Below are 23,451 nucleotides of genomic sequence, written 5' to 3' on the forward strand. Positions count from 1 at the left end.
TGACCAGAGGTGACTATGACCAGTGAACGTTTCGCACGACTGAAGCTTCTCCTAGGGGAGGAGGGGCTGGAAACGTTGGCTGAATCTACCGTCATGGTTGTCGGACTCGGAGGCGTGGGGTCGAGTTGTGCCGAAGCTCTCGCGAGAGGTGGCGTGGGCAACCTCATCTTGATTGACGGCGATGTCGTGGAGCCGAGCAATCTCAACCGTCAGGCGCTGGCATTTGTCTCCACGATTGGTCGGGTCAAAGCCGAGGTTATGGAGGCGATGGTTGCCGATATCAACCCGGATTGTACGACCTATGCCCGCCAGATTTTTCTCACACGCGAAAACCTGTCAGAGACCTTCGAGAAGTTCCCGCGTCCGGATTACATCATCGACGCTATCGACGATGTCACCGGGAAAATTGAGATCGCGCAGTGGTGCGCGGAAAATCGCATCCACCTCATTTCCGCTATGGGCGGCGGAAATAAGCTCGACCCATCTCGGCTGACCTTCTCAAAAATCAATAAGACAAAGGTCTGTCCGCTGGCGAAGGTCGTCCGTCAGGTGTGTATCCGCCGACGCATTCGCGGTCTTGAAGTGCTGTACTCATCCGAAGAGCCTGTGCGCATTGCGGACAAGGGCAGCGGCACCAAAGCGGAAACCCTCGGTACCATGAGCTACATACCGCCAATCATGGGGCAGATGCTGGCCGGAAAGGTCATTCGCCGTCTGCTCGGGTTCGAGGAAACCCCGCTGGCCCCGCGAATCGGCGGTCCAGCCGACGATAGCCAGCCACCGACGGAAAAGTAATGCGGTTCATCGATACCCACTTTCACTACGACTTCCTGCCACAGGATTCGCGCGAGCGTTTTAAGGCTGATCTTGCACGGGAGGGTGTAGAGATTATCGCGCAGACGGTCCGGCCCTCCGGCTTTGTCGAGCTAGAGAGTGAAAGCTTGCCCATGGCCGCCGTGGGCTATCACCCGTGGTACATCGATGGCAACTATGAGCGAGAGCTCGAGATTTTTCGCGCGGCCCTCCCTCGCACTCGCTTCATCGGCGAGATTGGCTTGGACTTCGCGCCCCGCAGGCTTGACGACGTTTCTGCCGAGACTCAAATCCATGTCTTTACCAGCATCCTGGATGCTGTCCAAGCCTCGAGCCTGTCACATATCCTGTCCATTCACACGGTTCGGAGTGCTGGTGTGGTGCTTGGCCTAATCGAACCACGTTTGGACACCAGCTCCAGCGTCGCACCAGGCGAGACCTTCGTGCCCATCTTTCACCGCTTCGGTGGCACTAGCGATGAACTGACGCGGCTGATCCGCGCCGGTGGTTATATCTCCGTCAACCCGCTCATGTTGCGGACAAAGCGCGGACGGGCCTATGTGTCGCAGGTGCCCGTCGATAGGCTCTTGCTGGAGACAGACCTTCCGCGCGAGCCTGGAAGCGGTGACGCGGTGGAAGCGGTCGCTGCAGAGGTAGTCGCTGCGTTGCGGGAAACTGTCGCCGAGGTTGCGGCCTTGCGAAAAATGGATGAAGCGGAGCTTGCAAACGAGCTGGCCAACAATGCGAAAACGCTAGGGATTTAATGCCTTAACCTGCGGATTTGCAGTTACTATCCACGTCTAGTGTATTGTTTAACAAGTCCGCAGCGCGCGGATGAAAAGTTCTAAGCCCCGTTCGTCTAGCGGCCTAGGACGCCGCCCTCTCACGGCGGTAACACGGGTTCAAATCCCGTACGGGGTACAAAGTGGCAGTTTCGCTTTTCTGACCTAGACAGTTCATGAAAACGGAATTTGCGACACGGGATCCCGATTCGGCTGAATGCGAATCGGGATTTTGCCTTTTCAAATGTCCTTCAACCCTATTCCATGACAATTACAGGGTTAGCAGCAAGAAACTCTTTTTCGCTGCTATTGGGGTGGGTGACAATAGAGGTATGGCTGCGAAAGAGCTAACCAGCAGACAGAAGAAGATTCTTGGATGGATCGTGGATGGTTGCGCCGGTGACCCTCCGCATGAATTTTATAAGAATACAGCGCGCATGCTAGAGGGGCACAAGTTAGTCAAGATTTCAGGTCACGGTGATAAGTGGAAGGCTGTAGCTACAAAACGTGGTGAGAGGGTTTACGCCGGTACCGAAGCGCTTGTAGTCAATAAGAAGCGGCGGAAGAACACGGCGGCGAAGGAGCCACCGGTACCCTCCACATTGAGAAAACCAAAACCAACGCCAAAACCCGACGAGCCTGAAGTTGATTTAACTCCTTACATGGCTCGAATACGCCATGGTATTGGAGAGTCAGACCTCGACGTTTTCACAATCGTGGCCTCGGCCGGTGAGATTCGCGACTTCTGGTTACCGGCGGCGGCGAAACTATCCCGTGATAGGTCTTGGTTGGAAGATGGCCACGTTTTTGACTACGCAGGAAGTACCTACGTATATGGCCAGGAGAAGCCCCGATTCAAGGCCGCTGTTATCTCTATTGAGCCAATGAAACTGGTTGGGTGGAGGGAGATTTTACGTGGCGATAAACGCGTGGCGAAATACAATAAGAAAGCTGTCGAAGCGTTTGGATACTACAAGAGGCAGTTTAGTTCCGATGTGCAATTGCGGATTAAGCGAGTTTTGCATGTGCTCTTCACAGAGATTGAACTGAACGGTGGCCGGATAGAACTAGAGACTTGGTACGACTCATGGTCTAAAGAGAAAGTGCTTCGTGCAGTTAAGCTCGGCTTTGATTTCGATCTTCAAGATCTCAAGTTCCGCGAGAGATATAACCGTGTGCAGCGTGAGCCAACACAAGATGAAATCGATTATCACAACCGTTGGCACGAGGGCGAAAAGATGAGGCGCTTCTGGGAAACAATCCCGAATGGTCAACTTGTCCTTGAATTTCGAGGGATGTCCGCTCGTGATTCGAAGAAGAACTCAGAAGCGTTTGCCGACGGCATTGAGGCCTATTTCAAGTGGCATCAAATTCGAGAATTCTGGAAGAAGACAGATTATGAGATTGCGGGCAGAGAGAGGGCGCTCCGAGCGAAGCAATATGAGTTCGCTAAGCCAATCGCTGCGAAGACTGTCGCGAAGGATTTCTATTTCAACGCGTTGTATCAGCGCTCTCAGGAGTTAAAAAAGTTTGAAGCGGTGTGTTCCTATCTCGAATATGTGAAGCGAATTGAGCCTGACAGCCCGTGGATCTCGTGGGCTGAGAAGTATCTCGATACGTTCAATCCGAGAGACTGTATTACGATGCCGGATCCACCTGCGCTCGACATCAAGGCTCATGCCGGGCTCATTGAAAAGATTATTGATGCGCTTGGCAGGGATGAAAGCACGTGGGCTGACGCGTTCCCCGACGGTGAATTTCACGGATGATTTTTCTGTAGCACCGTGCATGTGAAGGTCAACTTACGAGTCCGTGGACTCACTACTCATTGCTGTCTTCAAATGAGCTGAGCTCAGCGAGGAGTACTTCTTGTCCGACCTTCGACTCTGAGATTGCAGCCGGTGCACGCATTTGCGCAGTATATTCTGAGCGCTGTCGAACTCTACACACTTGATGAACTAGCCTTCTGGCTGACCGAAACCGGCTTCATGCCACCGAAGTCCTGGAAGAAAACCCGCTGCAAAATCTGGTCGGGCTAGGCCGCAACTGCGCACTATTCGAATCAGCACGCACCTGAGCCTATCTCGAAATCCGCCACCACCTCGGCGACCCCGATGGGCTTGGTCTCGCTATCCAAACCGCAGCGCAATCCATGAACCAGAACTCTTCAGCGGACCACTTTCCACACGCGAAGTCGACCAGATTGCCCGATCTATCCACTGATGGATCGTCAACCGCTCACGCATGTGAGCAGACGGCTCAGCAATCTACGAAGAAACCTTTAGCACCATCCAAAGCGCACGAGGGAGAGAATCTCGTAGCAAACGTCAAGGAAGAAGAGCTGAAACCGACAAATGGATTGAGGCTGGCCATGAGTAGGGATCCAAGAAATAGATATCCGGGTTATCCACGAAAGGGGTGGTCAGTTCGGGAACTTGCTGAAAAACCGGAGTATTTACCCGTGCAATTTCTAATTGTACAAGCGAGCCAAGAGCGAGCTATCTCGCTCGAGCAGTTGAAAAACGCCAACGCGTACGCGAGCTACGTGCCAGGAGCCTAACCATCCGAGCGATAGCACAGGAAACTGGGTACTTCGTTGGCACAGTTCATAGATACGCGAGTGAAGAATCTCGCGTATAACGCGTATAACGTGCTTACGTAGTGATGAGTAACCAATCTCCATCGTTATTAGGGTCTGGGATGCACGTAACTGAGCCAAATGCATCGGTTACAAGCCAGTACCGAAACTTAGCCGTCTCACAGTCGTTCGCTGATAAGTGCACACTGATTACTCTTCCGTATAGGTCATTCCCGGCTAGAGTAGTGGCAGCCATGCCATTTGCTGTTTCGGCAGAAGGCGATGCCGCAGCAACTCCGCTTAGGCCAAAACACAGCGAAAAAAGGAAGCGATAGATGCAACTGCTATTCTCTTCATGCTTTTCCCTCAACTAGGTTCACCATTAAAGAAACACGAACTCTGGAGAGATGCAATGGCAAAATTTCCTCCTGAAACGGACTTGTCGCTCCACGATGTCATTGACATCCTGGAGTCAGTTCTCCGTGAAGAAGAGATAGACAATGCTCCAGCAGCAAAAGTATGGATAAAGTCTACCCTTCCAGAGCTAAGACGAGCTGAAGAAAAATGCGCTTCCATCTCGACTAATAGAGTTATCGTAAAAATTCTCGAAGCGATGGTTCTTATCGAGAGAAAATATGGGAAAAACCATAATCTTTCTTCACATGATGATCGTCTAGATCTGTCTTAAAAACGGCAAGAACCCAATTCCCGTTACCGTATATAGACATACGGATACCCAAAAAGTAACCCGCTTTCAGCATGAGTGTTTCCTCCGCTTCTACGAGAAGCAGAAGCACTTCGACTTTTATTTCCAACTCGCGATTGGGACAATGCCCCCGCTAGCTGGATAGGATTGCTGAGCACGGTAGGGGAACCAGACCTTCCGCATCAATATTTGAACCTCGCTGGTCACAGAACAGTTTCCGGGGTGTGTACTGAGGTAGCAAGATTTTGTAGACCGGGCTTGTGCCAAAACGAGCACGCCAAGTAGTTTGCAGTCATAAAATATTGGCATGAATTCGGCCAAGTCCTCCTACGTTCCGGAGCTGACCAGCATTCGAGCCATCGGTGCGTTCGGTGTCCTGCTTACGCATGCCGCGTTCTGGACTGGACATTACACGGACGATTGGTGGGGGGCGTCTCAACGGTCGATTCGAAATTGGCGTCACCATCTTCTTCGTGCTCAGTGCGTTTCTGCTCACAGGGCGTTGGCTCGGTTCGCCTGACGACGTCCCTGCGAATCGACCGGACTTGCGGAAGTACTTCACCAGTCGCGCGAAGAGAGTTCTGCCGGCCTACTGGATTGTGGTTACTGCGGCATTCCTCATTCATGCCGCAGATGACCCGCCACCATCGGGTGGGGGTTTGCAGGGCTGGCTGCGGTCGATGTCTTTTACTCAGACGCTCCAATTCGGCTGGATCCACCCGGGCTTGCCGCAGATGTGGTCGATGGTGGTGGAAGTCGGCTTCTACCTGGTGTTGCCACTGGTGGGACTTGGCATCTGGACGATTACTAAGGGGCGCCTGCGACCTGGCCCAACGTTGGCCATCATTATTGGTTTTGGTCTCATTGGCCCGGTCTGGACTGTGCTGTCGCATCAAGAAGAGCTGCTGCCGGTAGTGGCACGGCTGTGGCCGATGGCGTATTTCGACTGGTTCGCCATCGGTATGCTGCTGGCCTACGGGCGAAAAGTTGGCTGGCGCGTCAATTTGGCGGCCAGCTGGCTGATAGCGCTAGTCCTGTTTTTCCTATCCACAACCACCCACGTGGGGCCAGCAACCTTGGTGCCGGATGATGTCGACCAGGCGTTGTGGAAGACCACGCTGTATGGCCTGTCCGCTGGTGCATTCGTGGCCCCGATTGCGCTGGGTACGGAGGTCAGGTGGCTTCGTCATCCAGCCATGATTTGGTTGGGAGAGGTCTCATACGAGTTCTTCCTCGTCCACGTGCTGGTCATGGACTGGGTGATGACGTTGATGGGCTATCAGACCTTCCAAGGCTCGATGTTGGCAGTGGCAATCGTCACCGCTGCCTTTGCCCTGCCGCTGTCGTGGCTGCTGCGCCGCATCACTGATGTGCTTACGCGGCGACCGGGGCCTGCGAGCCCGTGGGCTACCTACCGATCGTCGTCGTCAAGCGGTCCGAGCTCAGCAACGAGCACTTCCTGCGCGACCTTCATCGCGGACAGTGCGGCCGGTGCGCCGCAGTAGCCGGAAGCGTGGACGATGGCTTCGGTGATCTCGGTGCGGGTCAGGCCGTTGGCGAGGGCACCCTTGATGTGGCCGCGCAATTCTTCGGTGGCGCGCAGAGCGACGAGCATTCCAATGTTGAGCAGGGAGCGATCACGCTTGGCCAGTCCTTCACGGCTCCAGACGGAGCCCCAGACGGTGGCGGTGATGTGCTTCTGCAGGGTCTCTCCGTCGGAGCCGGCGTTGCGAGAGAGGGCGGCATCGACGAATTCGTCGCCCATCACCTCGCGGCGAATTTGGATGCCGGCATCATAGCGGTCAGAGGAAAAGAGTTCATCATTGGGATTGCTCATGCTTGCTAAGTATAGGACTTGCAATGCGGATAAATTCCGAAATGTCCCCACTAGCTTCACTGCCGCGACGCATAACTACGCTGAGATTGCGAGTAAAACGGGTGCGGGTGGGGACGATGACGATGCGCCCGAGCGTTACCTGATCGCGAATTGCGCCGCGGGCGATGATTGTTGGCGCTGCCAGCGCAATCATGCCAGCACGCTGTGCCGAAAGGGAACCAAATTCTCCCGCGGGTTCGGCGAGATTCCCCAGTGTATCTTCCACGACCTTTCTACTGCCGGAACCGGGTTCGCGAATAACCAGCGGGGTAGTGCGCAGTTCCTCGATGAATATCTCGGCCCGCTCAGTCCACGGATGCCCCGTCGGCACAGCGAGGACCAGCTCATCGGTGCCGATGATCCGCTCTTCGAGGTCGTGTCGACCAGCCTCGCCCTCTACCAGGCCGAAGTCCACCGCACTGTTGGCCACTAGTTGCCGCACCTCACGGGAGTTTGCCTGCACCATTGACAGTTTGACTGCGGGATGTTGCCGGTGGAACTCGGCGGCCCAGCCGGGGTAGTAGAGCTCAGCGACAGTATTGGACACCGCAAGGGTGAGGTGGCGGGGAACATCGTCGGAACGCAAGCTGGCGGCAATGCCCGAAAACCTGTGGCAGGCGGCGAGGAGGTCTGGGAGTGCGTCGATAAGCACTTGCCCGTTTTCCGTGGGAGATACGCCGTAGGGGGAGCGTTCGAAGACGGTGATTCCCAGCGCTTTTTCCGCCCGCGCGATGCGTGCGGACATGGTCTGCTGATTGATGCCTAGCTCACGCGCGGCCTTGGAGATCGAGCCTGCACGGGCGGCGGTGAGAAGTGCTTCGAGTTCGGCCACAGCGGAGGGGTACATGCATTTATGGTACCCCTCACAGAGTTTGGTGATAGCTGTAGCTGTGGCAAGAACAAATACGGTATGAGCATGACCAACTCTTCTCGCCGTGATGTGCTGGCACCCGCCGGGCCCGCGTGGGCAGGATCTCTGATGGGTACGTCCATCTTCGCCACACTTGCGCACATCCATGAGGTGCCGGTGATTCCGGAGCTTCTTCTAGTCATGGCGGTGGGCATTCTCGGCTTTATGGTGGTCGGCTGGCTGCGCCTTCGAAACCCGCCTTTCCACTCGAAGCTGATGGCGCCGTGGGGCATGCTCTCGATGGGCATCATGGCTCTCGGTAGTGCTGCGACTGCGCTAGCTAGTAACTCATCGTGGCAGCTGATGTCCTGGTGGATCGGTGCGCCGCTGGCAATCTACGTCAGCCTTCGCCAACTGCGAGGATTCGAAGGCGAACCAACTTTTCAGTGGGGCCTCGCGCTAGTCGCCCCGATGGTGGCGGCGACAAGTGGCGCACAGCTGAGCGTTGACTACGGCACGTTCTATCACGTCTGCGCACAAATACTCTTTTGGATGGCGCTGATTACGGTTCTGCCGGTTTTCGTACGCTGCTACGTCGCGCTGTTCTCTGGCGCCATGCGCATCCCCGATTCCATCGCCGGTACTGCCTGGATTCCGCTCGGGCTGGTCGGTCAGTCCACGGCCGCTGCGCAGCTGCTTTTCAACCGAACCTCCGCTGTCGCTTACGGCACCGCTGTGCTCATTGTCGGTGTCTTCCTCGCCGCCATCGCTTTACGACGATTCACCCGCGCCGTAATCAGTTGGGCCGGATACAGCCCTGGTTGGTGGGGTGCAACCTTCCCCGTGGGCACTCTGAGTCTTGGTACGCACAGCCTGGGTGACATTACCGGCGTGCAGTGGCTATACGTGGCCAGCGCTGGGCTGCTGTGTTTGCTGGCTGTGCACTGGTGCGCGTGCGTGGCTCGATTTGTTTGGTGGGCGCGGAGCTAGCTAGTCAAGCTCGACCCGCACCCGCCCGTTGCGGTTCTGGTCTTCTCGTGGCGCAATACCCAGCGCGGCGGCGGGGAACAGAGCCGTGACGGCAAACAGCGCGGGGAAGCCCGCAGCGGCCACAATCGCACCCGAAACCGGAGGCGTTGCAGCGTAGATAATGTTCTGGAACGTGTTCTGCGTACCCATAGCGCGTCCGGACCAGAAGGGGCCTGCGTATTCAGCAACTGCGGTGAAGGCGAGTCCATTCGGGCTGACCACAGCAACGGCCAGTGCGCAGACCAGCAAAGTTCCAAGCGTGCGCCAATCAGCCCAGCTGGCAATCATCATTGCGACAGCCAAAACAAAGGTCGCACCCGAGACCCAGCGGTAGGGGCGGATGCGAGATCGCACTCGGTCAGAGACCACACCCATCAGTGCTCGCGATCCGGCACCGAGCAGCTGCGAGACCATCACAATTGTGCCCGCCGTGCCATCGGAGTACCCCACAGACAGCAACCACACCAGAATGTAGGCACCCATCATCGACTGCGGCCAGGACAGCAGCGCCGAGGCGATGTGGATGCGCACGAGGTACTTGCCGTCCCGGTAGGGGCTGGCCGTGACGGTGGGGTTCGAGGCATCAGGGCGAGGGGGATTCTTCACGCCTATCAGTACAAGCAACGCCAGCACGGCGCACAGGATTGCGGGCATCGCGAGTGCGACTCCGATGCTGTAATTCTGCGCGAGAGGGTGCAGGGTTACCGCTGATAGTGCAGCGCCGAGGGGCTGAGCCATTTGGCGAATGCCCATCGCAGTGCCGCGCTGATGCGGTGGGTACCAGCCCGACACCACGCGGCCGGATGCCGAATTCACGCTCGCCGCCGCACACCCGGCGAGAAAGAGCGTGGCCCCGAGCAGAGCCGGGCTTGACGACGAAGCTAGCGCCGCAAGCCCCGTCGTTAAGGCAGTAGAGGTCAGGCCGGCGAACAGAGCTGCGCGTTCGCCATAGCGGTCGACAAACCAGCCCCAGGCGATGAGCGTGAAGACAATACCGGCCGCCGGCATTGCTGCGACGAGGCCGGCGGCGGAGAGGCTTAAGCCGTTTTCCTGTAGGGATGGGATGAGAAAAGGCACACCCATGTGAACGACGGACGAACCGACCGCCGCGAACATGGACAGAAGAAGGACAAGGTGACGGTAAGCGGGCATTACAGTCGGGAGCTCATCTCTTCAGCGGCGCCGAGAACCTTTGCGCCCCAGCATTCGTAGGGCGACGGAGTCATGCGCTCCACGGGGCCGGAGACGGATAGGACTGCAATCATGCGCTGGTTGCTGTCGAAAACCGGGGCGGAGACGGAGGCAAGCGCGGGGTCGCGCTCACCCATGGACTCGGACCAGCCGAGACGTCGGCAGTCGTCGAGGTCCTGTTGGTTGAAGTCGGCGTCGGGAAGCATTCGCTCAGCGAGGTTGGCCGGGCCAAAGGCCAGGAGAACACGTGCGGCGGAGCCGGCGGTTAGCGGCATGTGAGAGCCAACTGGCACGGTGTTGCGCAGTCCGGTGGCGGGCTCCATGGAGGCAATGCAGGTGCGGGTGTCGCCGGTGAGACGGTAGAGCTGCACGGACTCTCCGGTGACCTCTACCAGCTTCGGCAGGATGTGCGCTGCGGCGTCGGCAAGCAGGTCAGTTGTGACGGGCGTGATCTCGGTGAGTCCGGGACCCGTCGTCCAGCGGCCGTCTGGAGTGCGGGTGACAAGGCGGTGCACTTCCAACGCCGTGGCCAGCCGATGGGCGGTGGCGCGGGGCAGGCCGGTGTCGTCGCAGAGCTCGGCGAGGGTGCGTGGAGTTTCTGCAACAGACTTGAGAATGAGTACCGAACGGTCGAGAACTTTAATACCACTTAGAGCTGGCGTCTCGGATGTGCTAATCTGTCCCATGCCATGATATTAACATCTCATTCCTTGAGATAAAAGAGATATATCCGGAAGGCGGCTCACCCACTATGCGCACCACGGACACCAGCCCGAAGACTCTGGCCGAGAAAGTCTGGCATGACCACGTAGTCAAGCAAGGCGACAACGGCGAACCAGATCTGATTTATATCGATCTGCACCTCGTCCACGAGGTTACCTCGCCGCAGGCTTTTGATGGCCTCCGTCTGGCAGGGCGCAAGGTACGCCGCCCGGATTTGACCATCGCAACCGAGGACCACAACGTTCCGACCACTGTCGCCGGCGGCAAAATCAATCTGATTGAGGAACCGACCTCACGTACCCAGATTGCCACACTGCGCAAGAACGCCGAGGAGTTCGGTATCCGCCTGCATCCGATGGGCGACCGCGAGCAGGGTATCGTGCACGTCGTCGGCCCACAGCTGGGCCTGACTCAGCCGGGCACCACCGTCGTCTGTGGTGACTCACATACCGCAACCCATGGTGCTTTCGGCGCCATGGCCTTCGGTATCGGTACCTCGGAGGTTGAGCACGTTCTGGCTACCCAGACTCTGCCGCTGAAGCCTTTCAAGACCATGGCGGTCAATGTCACCGGCGAACTGCAGGATGGTGTTACCGCCAAGGACCTGATTCTGGCGATTATCGCCAAGATTGGCACCGGTGGCGGCCAGGGCCACGTTATTGAGTACCGCGGCGAGGCCATCGAGAAGCTGTCGATGGAAGCCCGCATGACCATCTGCAACATGTCCATCGAAGCCGGTGCCCGCGCCGGCATGATTGCTCCGGACGAGACCACCTTCGAATACCTGAAGGGCCGCCCGCACGCGCCGCAGGGCGAGCAGTGGGACGAGGCAGTCGAATACTGGAAGTCCCTGGTTACTGACGAGGACGCGCATTTTGACAAGGTCGTCGAAATTGACGGTTCCGCGCTCACTCCATTCGTTACCTGGGGTACCAACCCTGGCCAGGGCGTGCCGCTGGGTGAGACCGTGCCGGACCCGGAGTTCATCGCTGAGGACTCCGACCGCATCGCCGCCGAGCGCGCGCTGGAGTACATGGACCTGAAGCCGGGCACCCCGATGCGCGACGTTAAGGTCGACGTGGTCTTCGTCGGTTCCTGCACCAACGGCCGCATCGAGGACATGCGCGCCGTCGCCGACGTGCTGAAGGACCGCAAGGTTGCCGACGGCGTCCAGATGCTCATCGTGCCGGGCTCCGCAAAGGTCCGCGCACAGGCTGAAGAAGAGGGGCTGGGCAAGATCTTCGAAGAGGCAGGCGCTGAATGGCGCATGCCGGGCTGCTCCATGTGCCTGGGCATGAACCCGGATCAGCTGACCCCGGGCCAGCGTTGCGCTTCGACCTCCAACCGCAACTTCGAGGGCCGTCAGGGCAAGGGTGGTCGTACCCACCTGGTTAGCCCTGCCGTCGCCGCAGCTACCGCCGTCGCCGGTCACTTCGCAGCACCGGCTGATCTCTAACTGACTCTCACTGCCGATCTTTGTACGACAGACCCAAGCAGAACTTCTAAGGATCTTTCACCATGGAAAAGTTTGATACTCACACCGGCGTCGGCGTTCCCCTGCAGCGATCCAACGTCGACACTGACCAGATCATCCCGGCCGTCTACCTAAAGCGCGTCACCCGCACCGGATTCGAGGATGGCCTGTTCAGCAACTGGCGCAATAACGAATCCGACTTCGTGCTCAACCGTCCGGAATACGCAAAGGGCTCCGTCCTCGTAGCAGGGCCGGACTTCGGTACCGGTTCTTCCCGCGAGCACGCCGTGTGGGCCCTGATGGACTACGGTTTCCGCGTCGTCATCTCCTCCCGCTTCGCCGATATCTTCCGTGGCAATGCCGGCAAGGCGGGGCTGCTCGCCGCACAGATGCAGCAGTCCGATGTCGAGCTGCTGTGGAAGCTGCTGGAGGCTAACCCTGGCATGGAGCTCACCGTCAACCTGGAGACCCGCACCGTCGAGGCAGGTGAGCAGGTCTTCCCGTTCGAGGTCGACGACTACACCCGCTGGCGTCTGATGGAAGGGCTTGACGACGTCTCCCTGACCCTGCGCAACGAAGCGGACATTGTGGCCTACGAGAAGAGTCGTCCGGCCCACAAGCCGAAGACGCTGTAGGTCAGTCCAAGGTTGTAGCAGTCGGTCACCGCTGAGTGCTACGAGGTCATTGCCAGATCCCGTAGCACCTCTAGGGCATAGTCGCGGCGCAACTGATCATGGAAGCGCTGATTACTGTAGGAACGCAGACATGCGTAGCAAGAAGTATCAGCATCACATTCACAATCGGTGACACGCTCGATTGCGTTGTCGAGGACATCCGGGAAGTAAGCCACAATTTCCTTCGTGATGCCTGCACCTCCTGGCACGGCATCGAAGAGAACGAAATGTGGCTCGCCCCTCGACCACGAGACCGTGGCATCGATGTCATCGCGATTCAGCTCAAGCGTTACTGAAGCGGATTCCAGTAGTGCGTACATTGCCGAGTTCAGGTGCGCCATTTCATAGTCCTGAAGCTGACTGCATTCGATGGTGGCGATGTCCGTTTGATACAGATGCCCTAAAGCAACAGGATCAGCGGTTCCAAAGCATTCCCGGTTAGTCCGAGGGTTCTTATGTTTTCCGCGACGGCTCTTTATTTCGGCGCCACAAGATTCACAAATAAAGAACCGCTGCTCATTGTTCTTGTTAATCACAAGAATCTGAGCTCGCTTGCGAGCAGACACCATCAGAGGGGCCGAGCATGAGGTCTCGTATTCGAACGAGTCCACAACATCCATGTTGGTGTCAAGCACATACGATTCCCGAGACCAATAGTTCTTTGGTGCACTCGTACTTACCGAATTGGTTTCTCGTGAAGCAAGGAAACCAAAAATCGGTTGCAGGATCTCCACCTGCTTCCTTGAATACGCGGAATCGCAACCGGGGCATGTTGCACCTGCTTCAAAAGGTCGGTGCGCCTGATAGTTGACTTCGTTGCAGTCCAGGCATACATGTAGGTAGCCTCGAGGTAGTCCACGTCCCGGAAGTATCCTGACTCCAGCTGAGGTCCACAGTCGACCACCCGCAACCACTTGAGCGCCAGGCGCATAATCACCAATTGCGAGCGACAAATCCCTGCTCAAATTAATTGTGTGGCCATCGATACCAGAATGAAACGTATCGAGTTCTACGCTGTCGACCGGGAACCCATATTTTGGCAGCAAGTTCCGAGACGCCATGAAAGCGAGTGTCTCTTGATTTTCCAGGGTATTTATTGTGAAGTCATACCTGTTCGGGCTTTTACGCTGTTTAAAAGCGTCGAGACGAATCGCCTTTAGATCGTCCCATTCCTGCCGAAGTGCTTCCGCGACGGCCTCAATTAATTCGAGGTATTCGGTGGTCCAGCCACCGTCCGAAATTCCAATCTCATCCTTCAGCGAGGGAGGAACGATTCTTTCGAGTGCAGCCTGAACCTTTGCCGGTACTCCGTCGGCGAGGAAATCGGTCATGAGTTTGTAAAAAGTTTCAGCGGCAGGGTTCTCTGAGAGGAAGAGCCCCTTGACCGTGCGCCATTGTGGCCATTGGCTAGCATACATGCGTAGAAAAGCAGCGAAAAGTACGGAGTAACAGTGACGAGTGGCAATGCGAACGTTGTCAATGCTGATGTATGGGGTTCGCATGATGCCATCAATCATTTGCTCAGGTTGCTGATAAATCGACATATCATGGGCAGCTCGCCGAGCATAGGTCAACACAAAAGCTGCTGAGCCAGCACGTCGGCCTGCACGCCCCGCACGCTGAACGTAGTTGGAGGTCCGGGGCGGCATATTGCGCATCATGACCGACTGCAGCTCACCGACGTCTACACCTAGTTCAAAGGTTGTAGAACAGGAAAGAACATTAATCTTTCCTTCGATAAAATCATTTTGAATCTCAGCAGCCTTCTTGGGCTGCCACTGAGCCGTATGTTCACTAGCTCTCAGCAATTGAATTGACATATTCCGTGCAAGCCAACGGAAGTAATGATTTTGGAATTCACTGGAATTGGTGTCTAACGGACTCAAATTTCCGTCGCAAGAACGGCTCGGGCAAAGATCTGCACAATTGTGGCAGGTAACAGAGCCGCATTTTGAACACTGATACCAGTCGGTATAGTTGCCATCCTGAACTACGACGGAGGAGGCAGAGATTCCTCGTGCCTGGTTCTCCTCTGAGTATGGCAGTGGAACAAGAATATTTTCTGCAATCAGACTGTCCCACAGATTTGAAAGCACCACGGTCGCGACTTTCGTCAACTGTGATTCATCGGTGAGACGAGTTGCGAGATTACTGTTCTTGAGAGCTTTCTTGGTGAAAGCCAGCCGATAGTTATCCTTGCCGTCCGCAGGGAACCATGAATAAATCTGCTTCTTATTGTCGCCTCCCGAATCGTAGCGGCATGCCCAACCGCCCTTCCTCGGCAAGAAATGTTCATCACTGAACTCTGAGCACCCGACAAGTTCAAGAGCACCCCGTAGGCGCAGTTCGCCTAAAAGCAGATTGATGAATGCATGACAATCATTGCTAGCGCGGAAGATTTGGCGCAGCGCACTATAGCGTTCTATAACCGCATCTATTTTTTCCTTGTCGATGCTGTAGGCGGTTAGTGCAAGTCCCTCAAGCGACAAGTTTCGCTCGATACTAGTAGCCTCTCCGAAGACCCAGTAGCTGGCATCCGTGTTTTGGCCATTGTGGTGGAGCTTCTTGTCTCGTGAGAGCATGCTGGTCGCTTTAACCCATTGCAAAAGAGTGATGGGACCTTCGCTAGTCTGTTCAGCCAAAGCATTGAGCAGAATGCGACGTTCAACATTTTTATTGAACAATCGCTCCAGATAAGGTGCTGCGAAGGCGGCAGCCTGGCGGGAATCGGAAAAGGTTAAAAGCTTTCGTCCCTGTCCGACAGCGGATTCTTTTCCGGGTGCTGCTGGCTGAAGCTGAAAAAGTGAGCTAGCAAGTGTGGCCGGGGCGAGGTCTGCGTCCGTCAACAACCTAGATACTTGATTGTTCCGGCTAGAACCACAGTCAAGACAGCAGTCTAGGTCTTTTGTCGACTGGGTGGTTGAGTAGAACTTTACTGGGCGGATGGTGTGAGAACTGCAATCCACATTGGCACAGCTGGAAAGCTCATCATGGTAGATTTTCCCGCATCCAAAGCAAAGATAATTCGTGGCCTGAACCTGCGTTTCAGTAATATCCGTGCCTTCTTCGACAGAATCATCTTCGTTATACGAGACTGTCTCACTCTGTGGGTTAAGCAGAGCCCAGTGGAATCCCCGGTCTGTCTTTTCGAAGCTCTCGGAGAGAAAAGTATCGCCGATAACTGTGCCCAAAAGATGGACTCCACCACATGTCTTACAAGTGGCCATCTCATACACAGGTCGGAATCCCATTGATTTCTTTCGGCTCAGCGAAATTATTGGAGAGTCGTCCTCCCGGAGACTGAGAAATGCGCCTTCAGAAGCACGCACGAACATGTGGTAGCGAGCGCTGACGGCAGGTACGCCGCTCTCATCGATGGTCGTAGCACCAAGCGTCACCAGTTTGTGCACTCGTTCCTGTGCTATCTCGGTCTTTGCATCTGGCCAAAGGTGATGTGCCAGTGCAGCTACATCTTTTGACCCGTCAGCACAGAACTTACGCATGCCGACAATGTGAGCCTCTGTATTGAGTGCCTCGAACTCTGTGATGCCAAGGTTGCTAGCCTGAACTCGTAGCGTCTCTGCAAGGTCAGAGTTCGGGTTCTCTGAGTGGAAGAGAGAATCTTCGAGTGCCCAACTCTCGTTAGCGGGCAGTTCTCTGCGAGTTGCAGTTACCAAATCCTGCCGGTTCGGGTCGTTTTCGACGAACTCAAACGGTGCGTCGAAAAGAGAAGATCCGAACTTCATTACTTCGGACTTTTCGCCCTGCAACGAAGCGGATGTGGCAATGCACTGGATTGATCGTGTCGGGGTCGAAACTCGATCTTTCAATCGGCGCAGAAGCATGCCGATTTCAGTTCCCTGAGCACCGGCATAAACGTGAGCTTCATCCAGGACTATGAACGACCAGGAATCTGCGTGCACTCCGTCGAAGAATGCACTATCCGTCGGGCGCAGCAGAAGGTATTCAAGCATCGCGTAATTCGTGAGCAAGATATGCGGAGGGGTCTTCTGCATCTGGTCGCGGCTGATGAGTTCATTCGACAGCAACGGCTGATCGCGGTTGGTGTCCTTGAATAGATTCCGCGCAGCCTTCTCAGTTTGAGGAGTTTCACCGGTATAGCGTCCAAAAGTAATCTCCGGGGTCTCTGCCAGAAGCTCGCGCAGTCGTTTGACTTGGTCATTTGCTAGCGCGTTCATCGGGTAGAGAAGTAATGCTCGGACGCCAGGTCGAAGTGTGCCTGTATCACGTTCGCGCAGCAGGGAATCGAGGATTGGAATGAGAAAGCTCTCGGTCTTACCGGAGCCAGTACCGGTGGAGACAATCAGATTTCTTCCGTCGCGAATCTTTTCAATTGCTGTTTCCTGGTGCTGATACAGCGGACGGGACGCAGGTAGGGCTTTACCCAAGTTGGCCATTCCAGGAGATAGCACCCCTGAGCTAACCAAATCCGCAATTGTACGACCGGAAGCGTAGGGCGGGGTCAGCTCGATTAGAGGCCCCTTTGAAAGCGACGGGCTCTCGTCAACTGCCAGATGCAAGGCGTCGCGGATTGGTGCACTTTTTGGGCGCAGGAGGGTCTTCAAAAATCGACGGTAGTCGTGGTCGATTAGCTTTGCCGCAGCGATCGGGTCGATGTTGCGTTTGGCAACTGCTTTTAGGTTGGCCGAATCTGTAACTGATTCTTCAATGATGGGAGTAGAGGATGCTGAGCCAGAGAGTTCGTCAAGCAGACTCTCGAAATCTGATGTTGTCACTTTGCGTACTCCTTAGCGTGCGGTTACGAATCGTGCCTCGGCCCAGAGAAGGTCGTAGACAGTGAGAGTTGGAATGAGTCGAGCCATTTTTCCCCAAGCGAATAGTTGTGATTGAGAAAACATTTCGTCCGAATCGTTAGACAAGTGTGCGCCAAATCGGCAGAAATCACTGAAGATAAATGACACGAATGGTGCCCAAGCCCATTGCTGAGCAGGGGCAATCGAATCAGGGGTCCCCGTAATCTCGATCGCAAAGTTGTGCAGCAGATCCGCTCGCAATGAGGATTCAGAATTCGTTAGCGTATATCTGTGTTGTAGAGCAGTGCGAAGAAGGAATTCGAACTGTGGAACCTCTTCAAACTGTTTTCTATTTTCTACTAGCTCAGAAAAACTATGGCGAAGCGCGACGCTGTCAGCAGCCTTTCGCTTACCTTCGGAGTCCAGCAGCTTGGCGACAATGCCGTCAAAGTCATTGATTAACAGATCAAGTTGGATGTCATCAAAGATTTCTTTCAACTCGGCACATTGATGGTTTTCCGCAAAAAATCCATCGTTGACAGCGCGGTGTGCGAGGTCAGAGCCTGCCGCAGCTTCGACATAGCTAACGGACTCTTTAAGCTCCTTTTCGGAGATAGAGTCTAGTTCTTCTCGTGAGCAGAGCTTGGCAATGTCGTTTATCTCACCAAGGATTCCTGCCCATTTACTTGGATTGAATTCTCCCTGTGTCGATCCAGTTGCGTGAAAGTGGTGATTGATGAGGCCAAACTGAATCGCAAGAGACGGCTGAACAGCAGGGGCGACAGTACTGTGGCCTAGTCGCTCCAAACTGCTCCTCGGATCATCACTGATGGCGTGGTAGGTGCGTGTGATCAGAGGACCGGATGCTTTTTGGAGTTCACGGTATGAAAGGTTCCTGATAATGGCTAGCTGATCCCATGTCAGGTTCTTCTGCATGAAGCGGTGGTCAACCTGAGGAGAAGAAGCAACACGCGCATTTGGTGTCGGAGTTTTTGGAATCTCAGCACGGTAACCAGTTCTACTGATTGAAAAATCTACGACGAGCGGTCCTGCTTTCCGCAACAGGGCAGGAAGAAGTGTTTTCTGCTGCTTAATATCGAGTATCGCTGGTTCCTCATCAGGAGTACTCATCTGCCAGACGATTGCTTGGACGTTATCGCTACTACGAATTGGCGAACTTAGAACGAGATCTTTTTCCTGGACAAAAACGCTTCCAGAATAGTTCGATGACGAAGCTGTAAACAGCGTCGATGCCAATGGAGAGGGATAGGTCCAAGTCCAATTGTCATACTTCTTTTTAAAGGCAGACCAGCTTTCGACCCAGCGATCCTTCTGCGCGGCCTTGTATTTTTTGTAAGTAGTGTTCGGGCTCTCCGGATACCACTGGATTCCTACAACAATATCTCTGGCAGTATCGATTGCTTCCAAAATGGAGCTAACAGGTACTTCAAAGATGGTTCTGTTCCTGCGGATATCAGGAGTAAAACGCATAGCCTTGCCTGCACGTTGACCTCCTCTAGAGTGGAGGGATTCTGCCACGTAGACCTCAGCCTTGCCTGACATTGCGTACGGAAAACGAATCTTTAGCTTTCCCCCTGGGCGAAGCTGACTTTTGCGAATAAGGCTCGGCCGAGAAACCCACTTCAATGGCTCGCCGGAGTTCTCAATTGCGTATTCAAGAGTATCGGGGACCACAATTGCTTTAAGCTCAAAACCCTCAGGGTTGGTGAGCGTAAAGGCCATTTGGCCTGCATCTGGCTTGATAGAACTAAAGCCATTGAAGTCGGAAACGGTCCTCTTATCGCCAGAACTTTCATAGGTGATAAAGACCTCGGTATTGCCATTGTCGTGAATGTTGGTCTGCGGGTATCGGTAAGAGCAACTGGCGCTACTTCCGTACTTCAATCGAACGCGAGCCCCCTCCGCCATGTTGAAAGTGCGCCGTTCTTTCAGCGTGCCATGGTCGAAGAGATTGACTTCGTACTCACCGACCCAGGCATCTCTGTAGTAATCGGGAAATACGGCGATAGGTTCGCCTGTTGTCGAGGACAGCTCTTCGTTCTGTTCGATTACGGTGCGGTCCCCGAGTGGAGAGCAGTAGATTAGCGACTTAGTCCAATATGCATTCTCGTCGAAGGGTAGTTTGACCCGTGGCGATGAATAATAGACAGGTTGTCCATTCTGTCCGAAAACATTCTTCAAAGTTAAATCTTCGTCGAGCCATTCAACCTTATGACTGTTGTTACTCCGAATATGACGAGTAGTAAACGTGGACGTGGAGGGACGACTAAGCGTGAGAGTTCTTACCCCTGTGAGTTCCTCAAAGAGAAAGACCTTCCAACCAATCCAGTTATCGAAACTCCAGGTTTCTGTAGGACCTACAGGAGAACTGCTCGAGTCACCCGTAAACTCCACATCGTCCGGTGCTAATACCAGGAACGTGTTAGTCGATATGACAGTTTGGTTTTGCAGAATTTCCGAATTGCTGCGAAGGAAAATAGCTGGAAACTCACCGTCATAGAGCCGAAGCGAATGGATGCTTCCATTTTCCGCGTTATGGGTCCGAATTGCAGCCGTCGGTTGGCTAATGGGGATAGGTGTCTCAATCCAACCATTAAGGGCGTAATCGTATTGTGGAGACACTGAGATATTGTCATAGCCCAAATCAACGTTCCACTTACACGCTTTGCCGTTGTCAGGAGCAGCGGGCAGTACCAAATCGATGGTTCCTAGATCAATGTCAATCTTGATGTAAGGAGCTGCTTGCGCCTTTTTGGCTGCAATGGGTTCTGGATCGACAGTCTCTGGAGAATTGAGATATTCGCGGAGTTCTGAAAACAGCTTCTGGGGGAGCCCATTAGTGCCTTCAAACTCTGCGTTGTACCAATCGTCGGTGACATTCGTCCAATGGACGTACTCGACAATGCGCGCGAACATGAATTCAGCAAGAACCGGCTTGAGCACAGACAGTCGGTGCAGTGTAGAGGTATCTCTTGAAGCTGCATAGGTGCCGACGAGATGCTTTCCTTCTCGGTCTCCGTCCTCGGGGTCGTCGTCAACTTCGAGGAGCTTGTTGGCATCGTCGATGACGCGGTGGAGCTCTGCTGTTGGGATGCCAGCATGTAGTAACGCTCGTTCGACGAATCTTCGAGAACCTAAATCTGTATTCTCGAATGATTCAAGGTGGCAGGAGTTTAGCCAATTATTCAGATGCTTCCGAATATGGTTTTCTACGATGTCGGATCGTTCGTCAACGTTAATCAGTTGAAAGAAAACAGGCCAAAAGGAGCCTTCTCCGGTAATGTGCGCCCCTGCTGTCGCAAGGGCCGTAACTACTACATTTGGATACCGTGAGAGAAAGTTCCTAATGTCCTGGGCGTTGTCGCTTCTGCGCAGCCCATTGCCAAGTTCGAGGCAAACCCATTCCTGCTCTTCGGGAGTGAGGTTTGTTTCAAAGAACATGATGGGATGCTGGCAGTCGCAGACTGAGCTAATACGCTCTGTGATTAGCTCCTCTGCTTTCATCAAGCGCGCCGGTCCTGTGATTTCCCGTTGAGCAACTTCAGCGATGCTCAAATGTGCTTTAGCGTGACGGCCGCCAGTGGATTTTTCTGCATGCGCCGAATTCTTGCCAGGGGGCATTTGTAAAGGACACCTCATAAAACTCGTACTCGATACGGGTTACGCTCAGCGCCATGGCCACAGAGTGAACAGAGGTGTAATGAAAACCCGCCACCACATTAATCTGAATTAACCTGAACGCTGGTCAATTGAAATTATCATGGGGAGCGGATTGGTCAGATTTATTTAGTTAACGGGGGGAAACATATGTTCGATAACGGTGGTGCGCGGGGTTAATTCCCGCCACAAACTACTTCACCGGCAGCGCCGAGGCGTAGTAATCAGCCGTGGTCATTACACCGTCGTTGAATCCCAGCACCCAGGCAGAGCCCTTCTTGCACAGGATCTCCTCGTCGAAGGGAAGGGTGCCCTCAGCGGACCAGGCGGCAAGCAGGTCTGGGATGGTGATGCCCTGAGAGCAGATGACGCTGACTCCGCCTAGCGCGACAATGTCTTCGAATGCCTTCTTGGACTCAACCTGGTTGGCAATCCAGTGCTCGTCGCCAAGCCGTTCGTCGACTGTGACCTGCATGCCCAGCTCTGCGGCGAGTGGCGCGACGGTGTCCTGGCAACGCACGGGCTCGGCGGAGTAGACCCGCTCGGGGCGGAAGCCTTCCAGGGCAGAGACGAGCAGTTCCGCTTGACGACGTCCCTTCTTATCCAGTGGCCGCAGTGCATCATTGCCGTTCCAGTTGGTGCGACGGTGCGCACGCCCATGGCGAACCAGAATGAGACGGGTGTCCGGTTCCTTGTTCATGCGCTTGCGGGCCTTGACCAGCACGTCGCGGTCGAGGTCGTAGGACAGCAGCTCCTCGGCTTCGTCCCAGGAGACCCAACGAAGCTCGTTGACCTCGGAGTTCTGTTCGAATTCGCCGTCTAGAACCTCAGCGGTCCAGTACCAGACCAGCTTCGTGCGTCCGGCGACAGGGTAAGAGACGTTGCCGACGAGCTTGCCCAGACGGACGCGGTAACCGGTCTCTTCCCAGATTTCGCGGACAGCGGTGGCAATGAGGTTCTCGCCGGCGTCGAGCTTGCCTTTCGGCAGCGACCAGTCGTCGTAGGAAGGACGGTGAATCACGCAGATTTCAGGGTTGTGGACATCGCCGCGCCATAGAACCGCGCCGGCCGCGAAGGTCGGCTTGGTGACATCCTGACCTGGCTTCGTTGGAATCTGGCGCAGGCGACCGGTCACGGAGGTATCGCCCTTGAGGTCCTTGTCCTCTTCGTGCATCATCGTGAATTCCCTTTCAATCCTTTGTCGCCGACCTAGTTTAGTATCGCAGTGTGAGAACGTCTCGCTAGACTTGTTGGAGATTAGAGACTAACGGAGGAAGGTCGCGGCGATGGTGCAGGTTTCAGTGATGGGTGCGGGCTCGTGGGGCACGACGCTCGCCAAGGTTTTTGCTGATGCGGGCAATCCTGTACGGCTGTGGTCGCGACGTGCGGAGCAGGCACAGCGTATTCAGATCAGCCGCGAAAACCACGACTACCTGCCTGGTCTGGGGCTGCCGCGCAACATCGAAGCCACCTCGGATGCAGAGGCCGCGCTGAAGGGCGCGGATGTGGTGGTGCTGGGCGTGCCCTCGCAGACTCTGCGTGACAACCTCAAGGTCTGGAAGGACTTCATCGGGCCGGAGACGATTCTGCTCAGCCTGGCCAAGGGTGTGGAGCGCGAGACACATCTGCGCATGAGTGAGGTCATTGCGGAGGTCACAGACCTGCCAGCAGAGCGTATTGCGGTGCTGTCCGGCCCGAACCTCGCCCGCGAAGTTGCGATGGAGCAGCCAGCGGCAACGGTGATTGCTTGCGCCGATGAGAACAACGCCAAGATGATTCAGGCGGCAGTTGCCACTAATTACTTCCGCCCGTACACCAACACCGATGTGATCGGCTGCGAAATCGGCGGTGCCTGCAAGAACGTCATTGCGTTGGCCTGCGGTATGGCCGCTGGTCAAGGATTGGGTGAGAACACGCTGGCAACCATTATCACCCGTGGCTTGGCGGAAATCACGCGTCTGGGCGACGCGGTTGGTGCAGAAGATAAGACTTTCGCGGGATTGGCGGGCCTCGGTGACTTGGTGGCCACTTGTTCCTCGCCGCTGTCGCGTAACCGTACCTTCGGCGATCGTCTCGGTCGCGGTGACACGATGGAGCAGGCGCAGCACGCTACGCGCGGTCAGGTGGCTGAGGGTGTGATTTCTTCAATCTCGGTCCGTGACCTCGCTCGTCGCAATGGCGTGGAAATGCCAATTACTGAGGCCGTTTACGCCGTCTGCCACGAAGGCGCGAAGGTCGATGAGACAATTCGCAAGCTGATGGGGCGCAGCCGCAAGTCGGAGTAACCACTTAAACGAGGTCG

General features: G+C 55.4%; 16 protein-coding genes and 1 tRNA gene. 10 read left to right on the plus strand and 7 right to left on the minus strand.

Annotation, left to right across the window (positions count from 1 at the left end; translation table 11 throughout):
- The first annotated feature begins 15 nt into the window (after nucleotides 1-15).
- The 6 genes from CRD18_RS02965 (at nucleotide 16) to CRD18_RS02990 (ending at nucleotide 6,384) form a co-directional block, all read left to right on the plus strand.
- A complete protein-coding gene (locus tag CRD18_RS02965) occupies nucleotides 16-795 on the plus strand; it encodes a ThiF family adenylyltransferase (RefSeq protein ID WP_049171606.1) in 780 nt (259 codons plus the stop codon).
- Nucleotides 795-1,577, plus strand: coding sequence for a TatD family hydrolase (locus tag CRD18_RS02970; RefSeq protein WP_049171604.1), 783 nt, complete (start codon nucleotides 795-797; stop codon nucleotides 1,575-1,577). Before CRD18_RS02965 ends, CRD18_RS02970 begins: the two co-directional genes overlap by 1 nt.
- A gap of 84 nt (nucleotides 1,578-1,661) precedes the next feature.
- Nucleotides 1,662-1,734 (plus strand) — tRNA-Glu (locus tag CRD18_RS02975).
- Nucleotides 1,735-1,927: 193 nt separating this feature from the next.
- Entirely contained in the window at nucleotides 1,928-3,364 is a 1,437-nt protein-coding gene (locus CRD18_RS02980; RefSeq protein WP_187406503.1) for a hypothetical protein, read from the plus strand.
- Between the two features lie 1,164 nt (nucleotides 3,365-4,528).
- The gene (locus tag CRD18_RS02985; protein WP_126107984.1) at nucleotides 4,529-4,861 is read left to right on the plus strand and encodes a hypothetical protein; all 333 of its coding nucleotides are present in this window, start codon (nucleotides 4,529-4,531) and stop codon (nucleotides 4,859-4,861) included.
- A gap of 404 nt (nucleotides 4,862-5,265) precedes the next feature.
- Nucleotides 5,266-6,384: an acyltransferase gene (locus tag CRD18_RS02990; RefSeq protein ID WP_224784311.1), complete on the plus strand. Its 1,119-nt coding sequence runs from the start codon at nucleotides 5,266-5,268 to the stop codon at nucleotides 6,382-6,384.
- Here CRD18_RS02990 and CRD18_RS02995 read toward each other — a convergent pair.
- Entirely contained in the window at nucleotides 6,291-6,716 is a 426-nt protein-coding gene (locus CRD18_RS02995; RefSeq protein WP_070546713.1) for a carboxymuconolactone decarboxylase family protein, read from the minus strand. The genes CRD18_RS02990 and CRD18_RS02995 overlap by 94 nt on opposite strands.
- On the minus strand, nucleotides 6,700-7,602 hold the full coding sequence (locus tag CRD18_RS03000) for a LysR family transcriptional regulator (protein ID WP_070546711.1): 903 nt from the start codon (nucleotides 7,600-7,602) through the stop codon (nucleotides 6,700-6,702). Before CRD18_RS03000 ends, CRD18_RS02995 begins: the two co-directional genes overlap by 17 nt.
- A 69-nt stretch (nucleotides 7,603-7,671) precedes the next feature.
- On the opposite strand from CRD18_RS03000, the gene CRD18_RS03005 reads away from it, so the two are divergent.
- On the plus strand, nucleotides 7,672-8,595 hold the full coding sequence (locus CRD18_RS03005; RefSeq protein ID WP_224433164.1) for a TDT family transporter: 924 nt from the start codon (nucleotides 7,672-7,674) through the stop codon (nucleotides 8,593-8,595).
- On the opposite strand, the gene CRD18_RS03010 is transcribed toward CRD18_RS03005, so the two are convergent.
- Both CRD18_RS03010 and CRD18_RS03015 read right to left on the minus strand, forming a co-directional pair.
- Nucleotides 8,596-9,786 (minus strand): MFS transporter, encoded by a 1,191-nt coding sequence (locus tag CRD18_RS03010; RefSeq protein WP_049189543.1) that lies wholly within the window; start codon nucleotides 9,784-9,786, stop codon nucleotides 8,596-8,598.
- A complete protein-coding gene (locus CRD18_RS03015; RefSeq protein WP_187406504.1) occupies nucleotides 9,786-10,511 on the minus strand; it encodes an IclR family transcriptional regulator in 726 nt (241 codons plus the stop codon). The genes CRD18_RS03010 and CRD18_RS03015 overlap by 1 nt, the downstream gene beginning before the upstream one ends.
- 65 nt (nucleotides 10,512-10,576) lie before the next feature.
- On the opposite strand from CRD18_RS03015, the gene leuC reads away from it, so the two are divergent.
- Together leuC and leuD are read left to right on the plus strand one after the other, a co-directional pair.
- Entirely contained in the window at nucleotides 10,577-12,004 is a 1,428-nt protein-coding gene (leuC, locus tag CRD18_RS03020; protein WP_048735438.1) for a 3-isopropylmalate dehydratase large subunit, read from the plus strand.
- A 62-nt stretch (nucleotides 12,005-12,066) separates the two neighbouring features.
- A complete protein-coding gene (leuD, locus tag CRD18_RS03025; protein ID WP_069358792.1) occupies nucleotides 12,067-12,657 on the plus strand; it encodes a 3-isopropylmalate dehydratase small subunit in 591 nt (196 codons plus the stop codon).
- A gap of 38 nt (nucleotides 12,658-12,695) precedes the next feature.
- On the opposite strand, the gene CRD18_RS03030 is transcribed toward leuD, so the two are convergent.
- The 3 genes from CRD18_RS03030 to CRD18_RS03040 all read right to left on the minus strand — a co-directional run bounded on the left by CRD18_RS03030 (nucleotide 12,696) and on the right by CRD18_RS03040 (nucleotide 22,323).
- On the minus strand, nucleotides 12,696-17,453 hold the full coding sequence (locus CRD18_RS03030) for a DEAD/DEAH box helicase (RefSeq protein WP_187406505.1): 4,758 nt from the start codon (nucleotides 17,451-17,453) through the stop codon (nucleotides 12,696-12,698).
- Between the two features lie 12 nt (nucleotides 17,454-17,465).
- Nucleotides 17,466-21,113, minus strand: a complete 3,648-nt coding sequence (locus CRD18_RS03035) for a hypothetical protein (protein WP_187406506.1) — start codon at nucleotides 21,111-21,113, stop codon at nucleotides 17,466-17,468.
- 229 nt (nucleotides 21,114-21,342) lie between these two features.
- Nucleotides 21,343-22,323, minus strand: coding sequence for an NUDIX hydrolase (locus CRD18_RS03040; RefSeq protein WP_187269737.1), 981 nt, complete (start codon nucleotides 22,321-22,323; stop codon nucleotides 21,343-21,345).
- Nucleotides 22,324-22,435: 112 nt separating this feature from the next.
- On the opposite strand from CRD18_RS03040, the gene CRD18_RS03045 reads away from it, so the two are divergent.
- The gene (locus CRD18_RS03045) at nucleotides 22,436-23,434 is read left to right on the plus strand and encodes an NAD(P)H-dependent glycerol-3-phosphate dehydrogenase (protein ID WP_016422532.1); all 999 of its coding nucleotides are present in this window, start codon (nucleotides 22,436-22,438) and stop codon (nucleotides 23,432-23,434) included.
- Nucleotides 23,435-23,451: the final 17 nt, after the last annotated feature.

The organism is Corynebacterium sp. LK31 (assembly GCF_014335015.1).
In the GTDB taxonomy this organism is placed as follows: domain Bacteria; phylum Actinomycetota; class Actinomycetes; order Mycobacteriales; family Mycobacteriaceae; genus Corynebacterium; species Corynebacterium jeikeium_D.

What these genes read in the sequence shown, in the direction of transcription:
- CRD18_RS02980 (WP_187406503.1), top strand. Translation starts at nt 1,928, where the DNA reads ATGGCTGCGAAAGAGCTAACCAGCAGACAGAAGAAGATTCTTGGATGG.
- CRD18_RS03010 (WP_049189543.1), bottom strand. Translation starts at nt 9,786, where the DNA reads ATGCCCGCTTACCGTCACCTTGTCCTTCTTCTGTCCATGTTCGCGGCG.
- CRD18_RS02970 (WP_049171604.1), top strand. Translation starts at nt 795, where the DNA reads ATGCGGTTCATCGATACCCACTTTCACTACGACTTCCTGCCACAGGAT.
- leuD (WP_069358792.1), top strand. Translation starts at nt 12,067, where the DNA reads ATGGAAAAGTTTGATACTCACACCGGCGTCGGCGTTCCCCTGCAGCGA.
- CRD18_RS03040 (WP_187269737.1), bottom strand. Translation starts at nt 22,323, where the DNA reads ATGCACGAAGAGGACAAGGACCTCAAGGGCGATACCTCCGTGACCGGT.
- CRD18_RS02990 (WP_224784311.1), top strand. Translation starts at nt 5,266, where the DNA reads ATGCCGCGTTCTGGACTGGACATTACACGGACGATTGGTGGGGGGCGT.
- CRD18_RS03035 (WP_187406506.1), bottom strand. Translation starts at nt 21,113, where the DNA reads ATGCCCCCTGGCAAGAATTCGGCGCATGCAGAAAAATCCACTGGCGGC.
- CRD18_RS03045 (WP_016422532.1), top strand. Translation starts at nt 22,436, where the DNA reads ATGGTGCAGGTTTCAGTGATGGGTGCGGGCTCGTGGGGCACGACGCTC.
- CRD18_RS03000 (WP_070546711.1), bottom strand. Translation starts at nt 7,602, where the DNA reads ATGTACCCCTCCGCTGTGGCCGAACTCGAAGCACTTCTCACCGCCGCC.
- CRD18_RS02985 (WP_126107984.1), top strand. Translation starts at nt 4,529, where the DNA reads ATGCTTTTCCCTCAACTAGGTTCACCATTAAAGAAACACGAACTCTGG.
- CRD18_RS02995 (WP_070546713.1), bottom strand. Translation starts at nt 6,716, where the DNA reads ATGAGCAATCCCAATGATGAACTCTTTTCCTCTGACCGCTATGATGCC.
- CRD18_RS02965 (WP_049171606.1), top strand. Translation starts at nt 16, where the DNA reads ATGACCAGTGAACGTTTCGCACGACTGAAGCTTCTCCTAGGGGAGGAG.
- CRD18_RS03005 (WP_224433164.1), top strand. Translation starts at nt 7,672, where the DNA reads ATGACCAACTCTTCTCGCCGTGATGTGCTGGCACCCGCCGGGCCCGCG.
- leuC (WP_048735438.1), top strand. Translation starts at nt 10,577, where the DNA reads ATGCGCACCACGGACACCAGCCCGAAGACTCTGGCCGAGAAAGTCTGG.
- CRD18_RS03015 (WP_187406504.1), bottom strand. Translation starts at nt 10,511, where the DNA reads ATGGGACAGATTAGCACATCCGAGACGCCAGCTCTAAGTGGTATTAAA.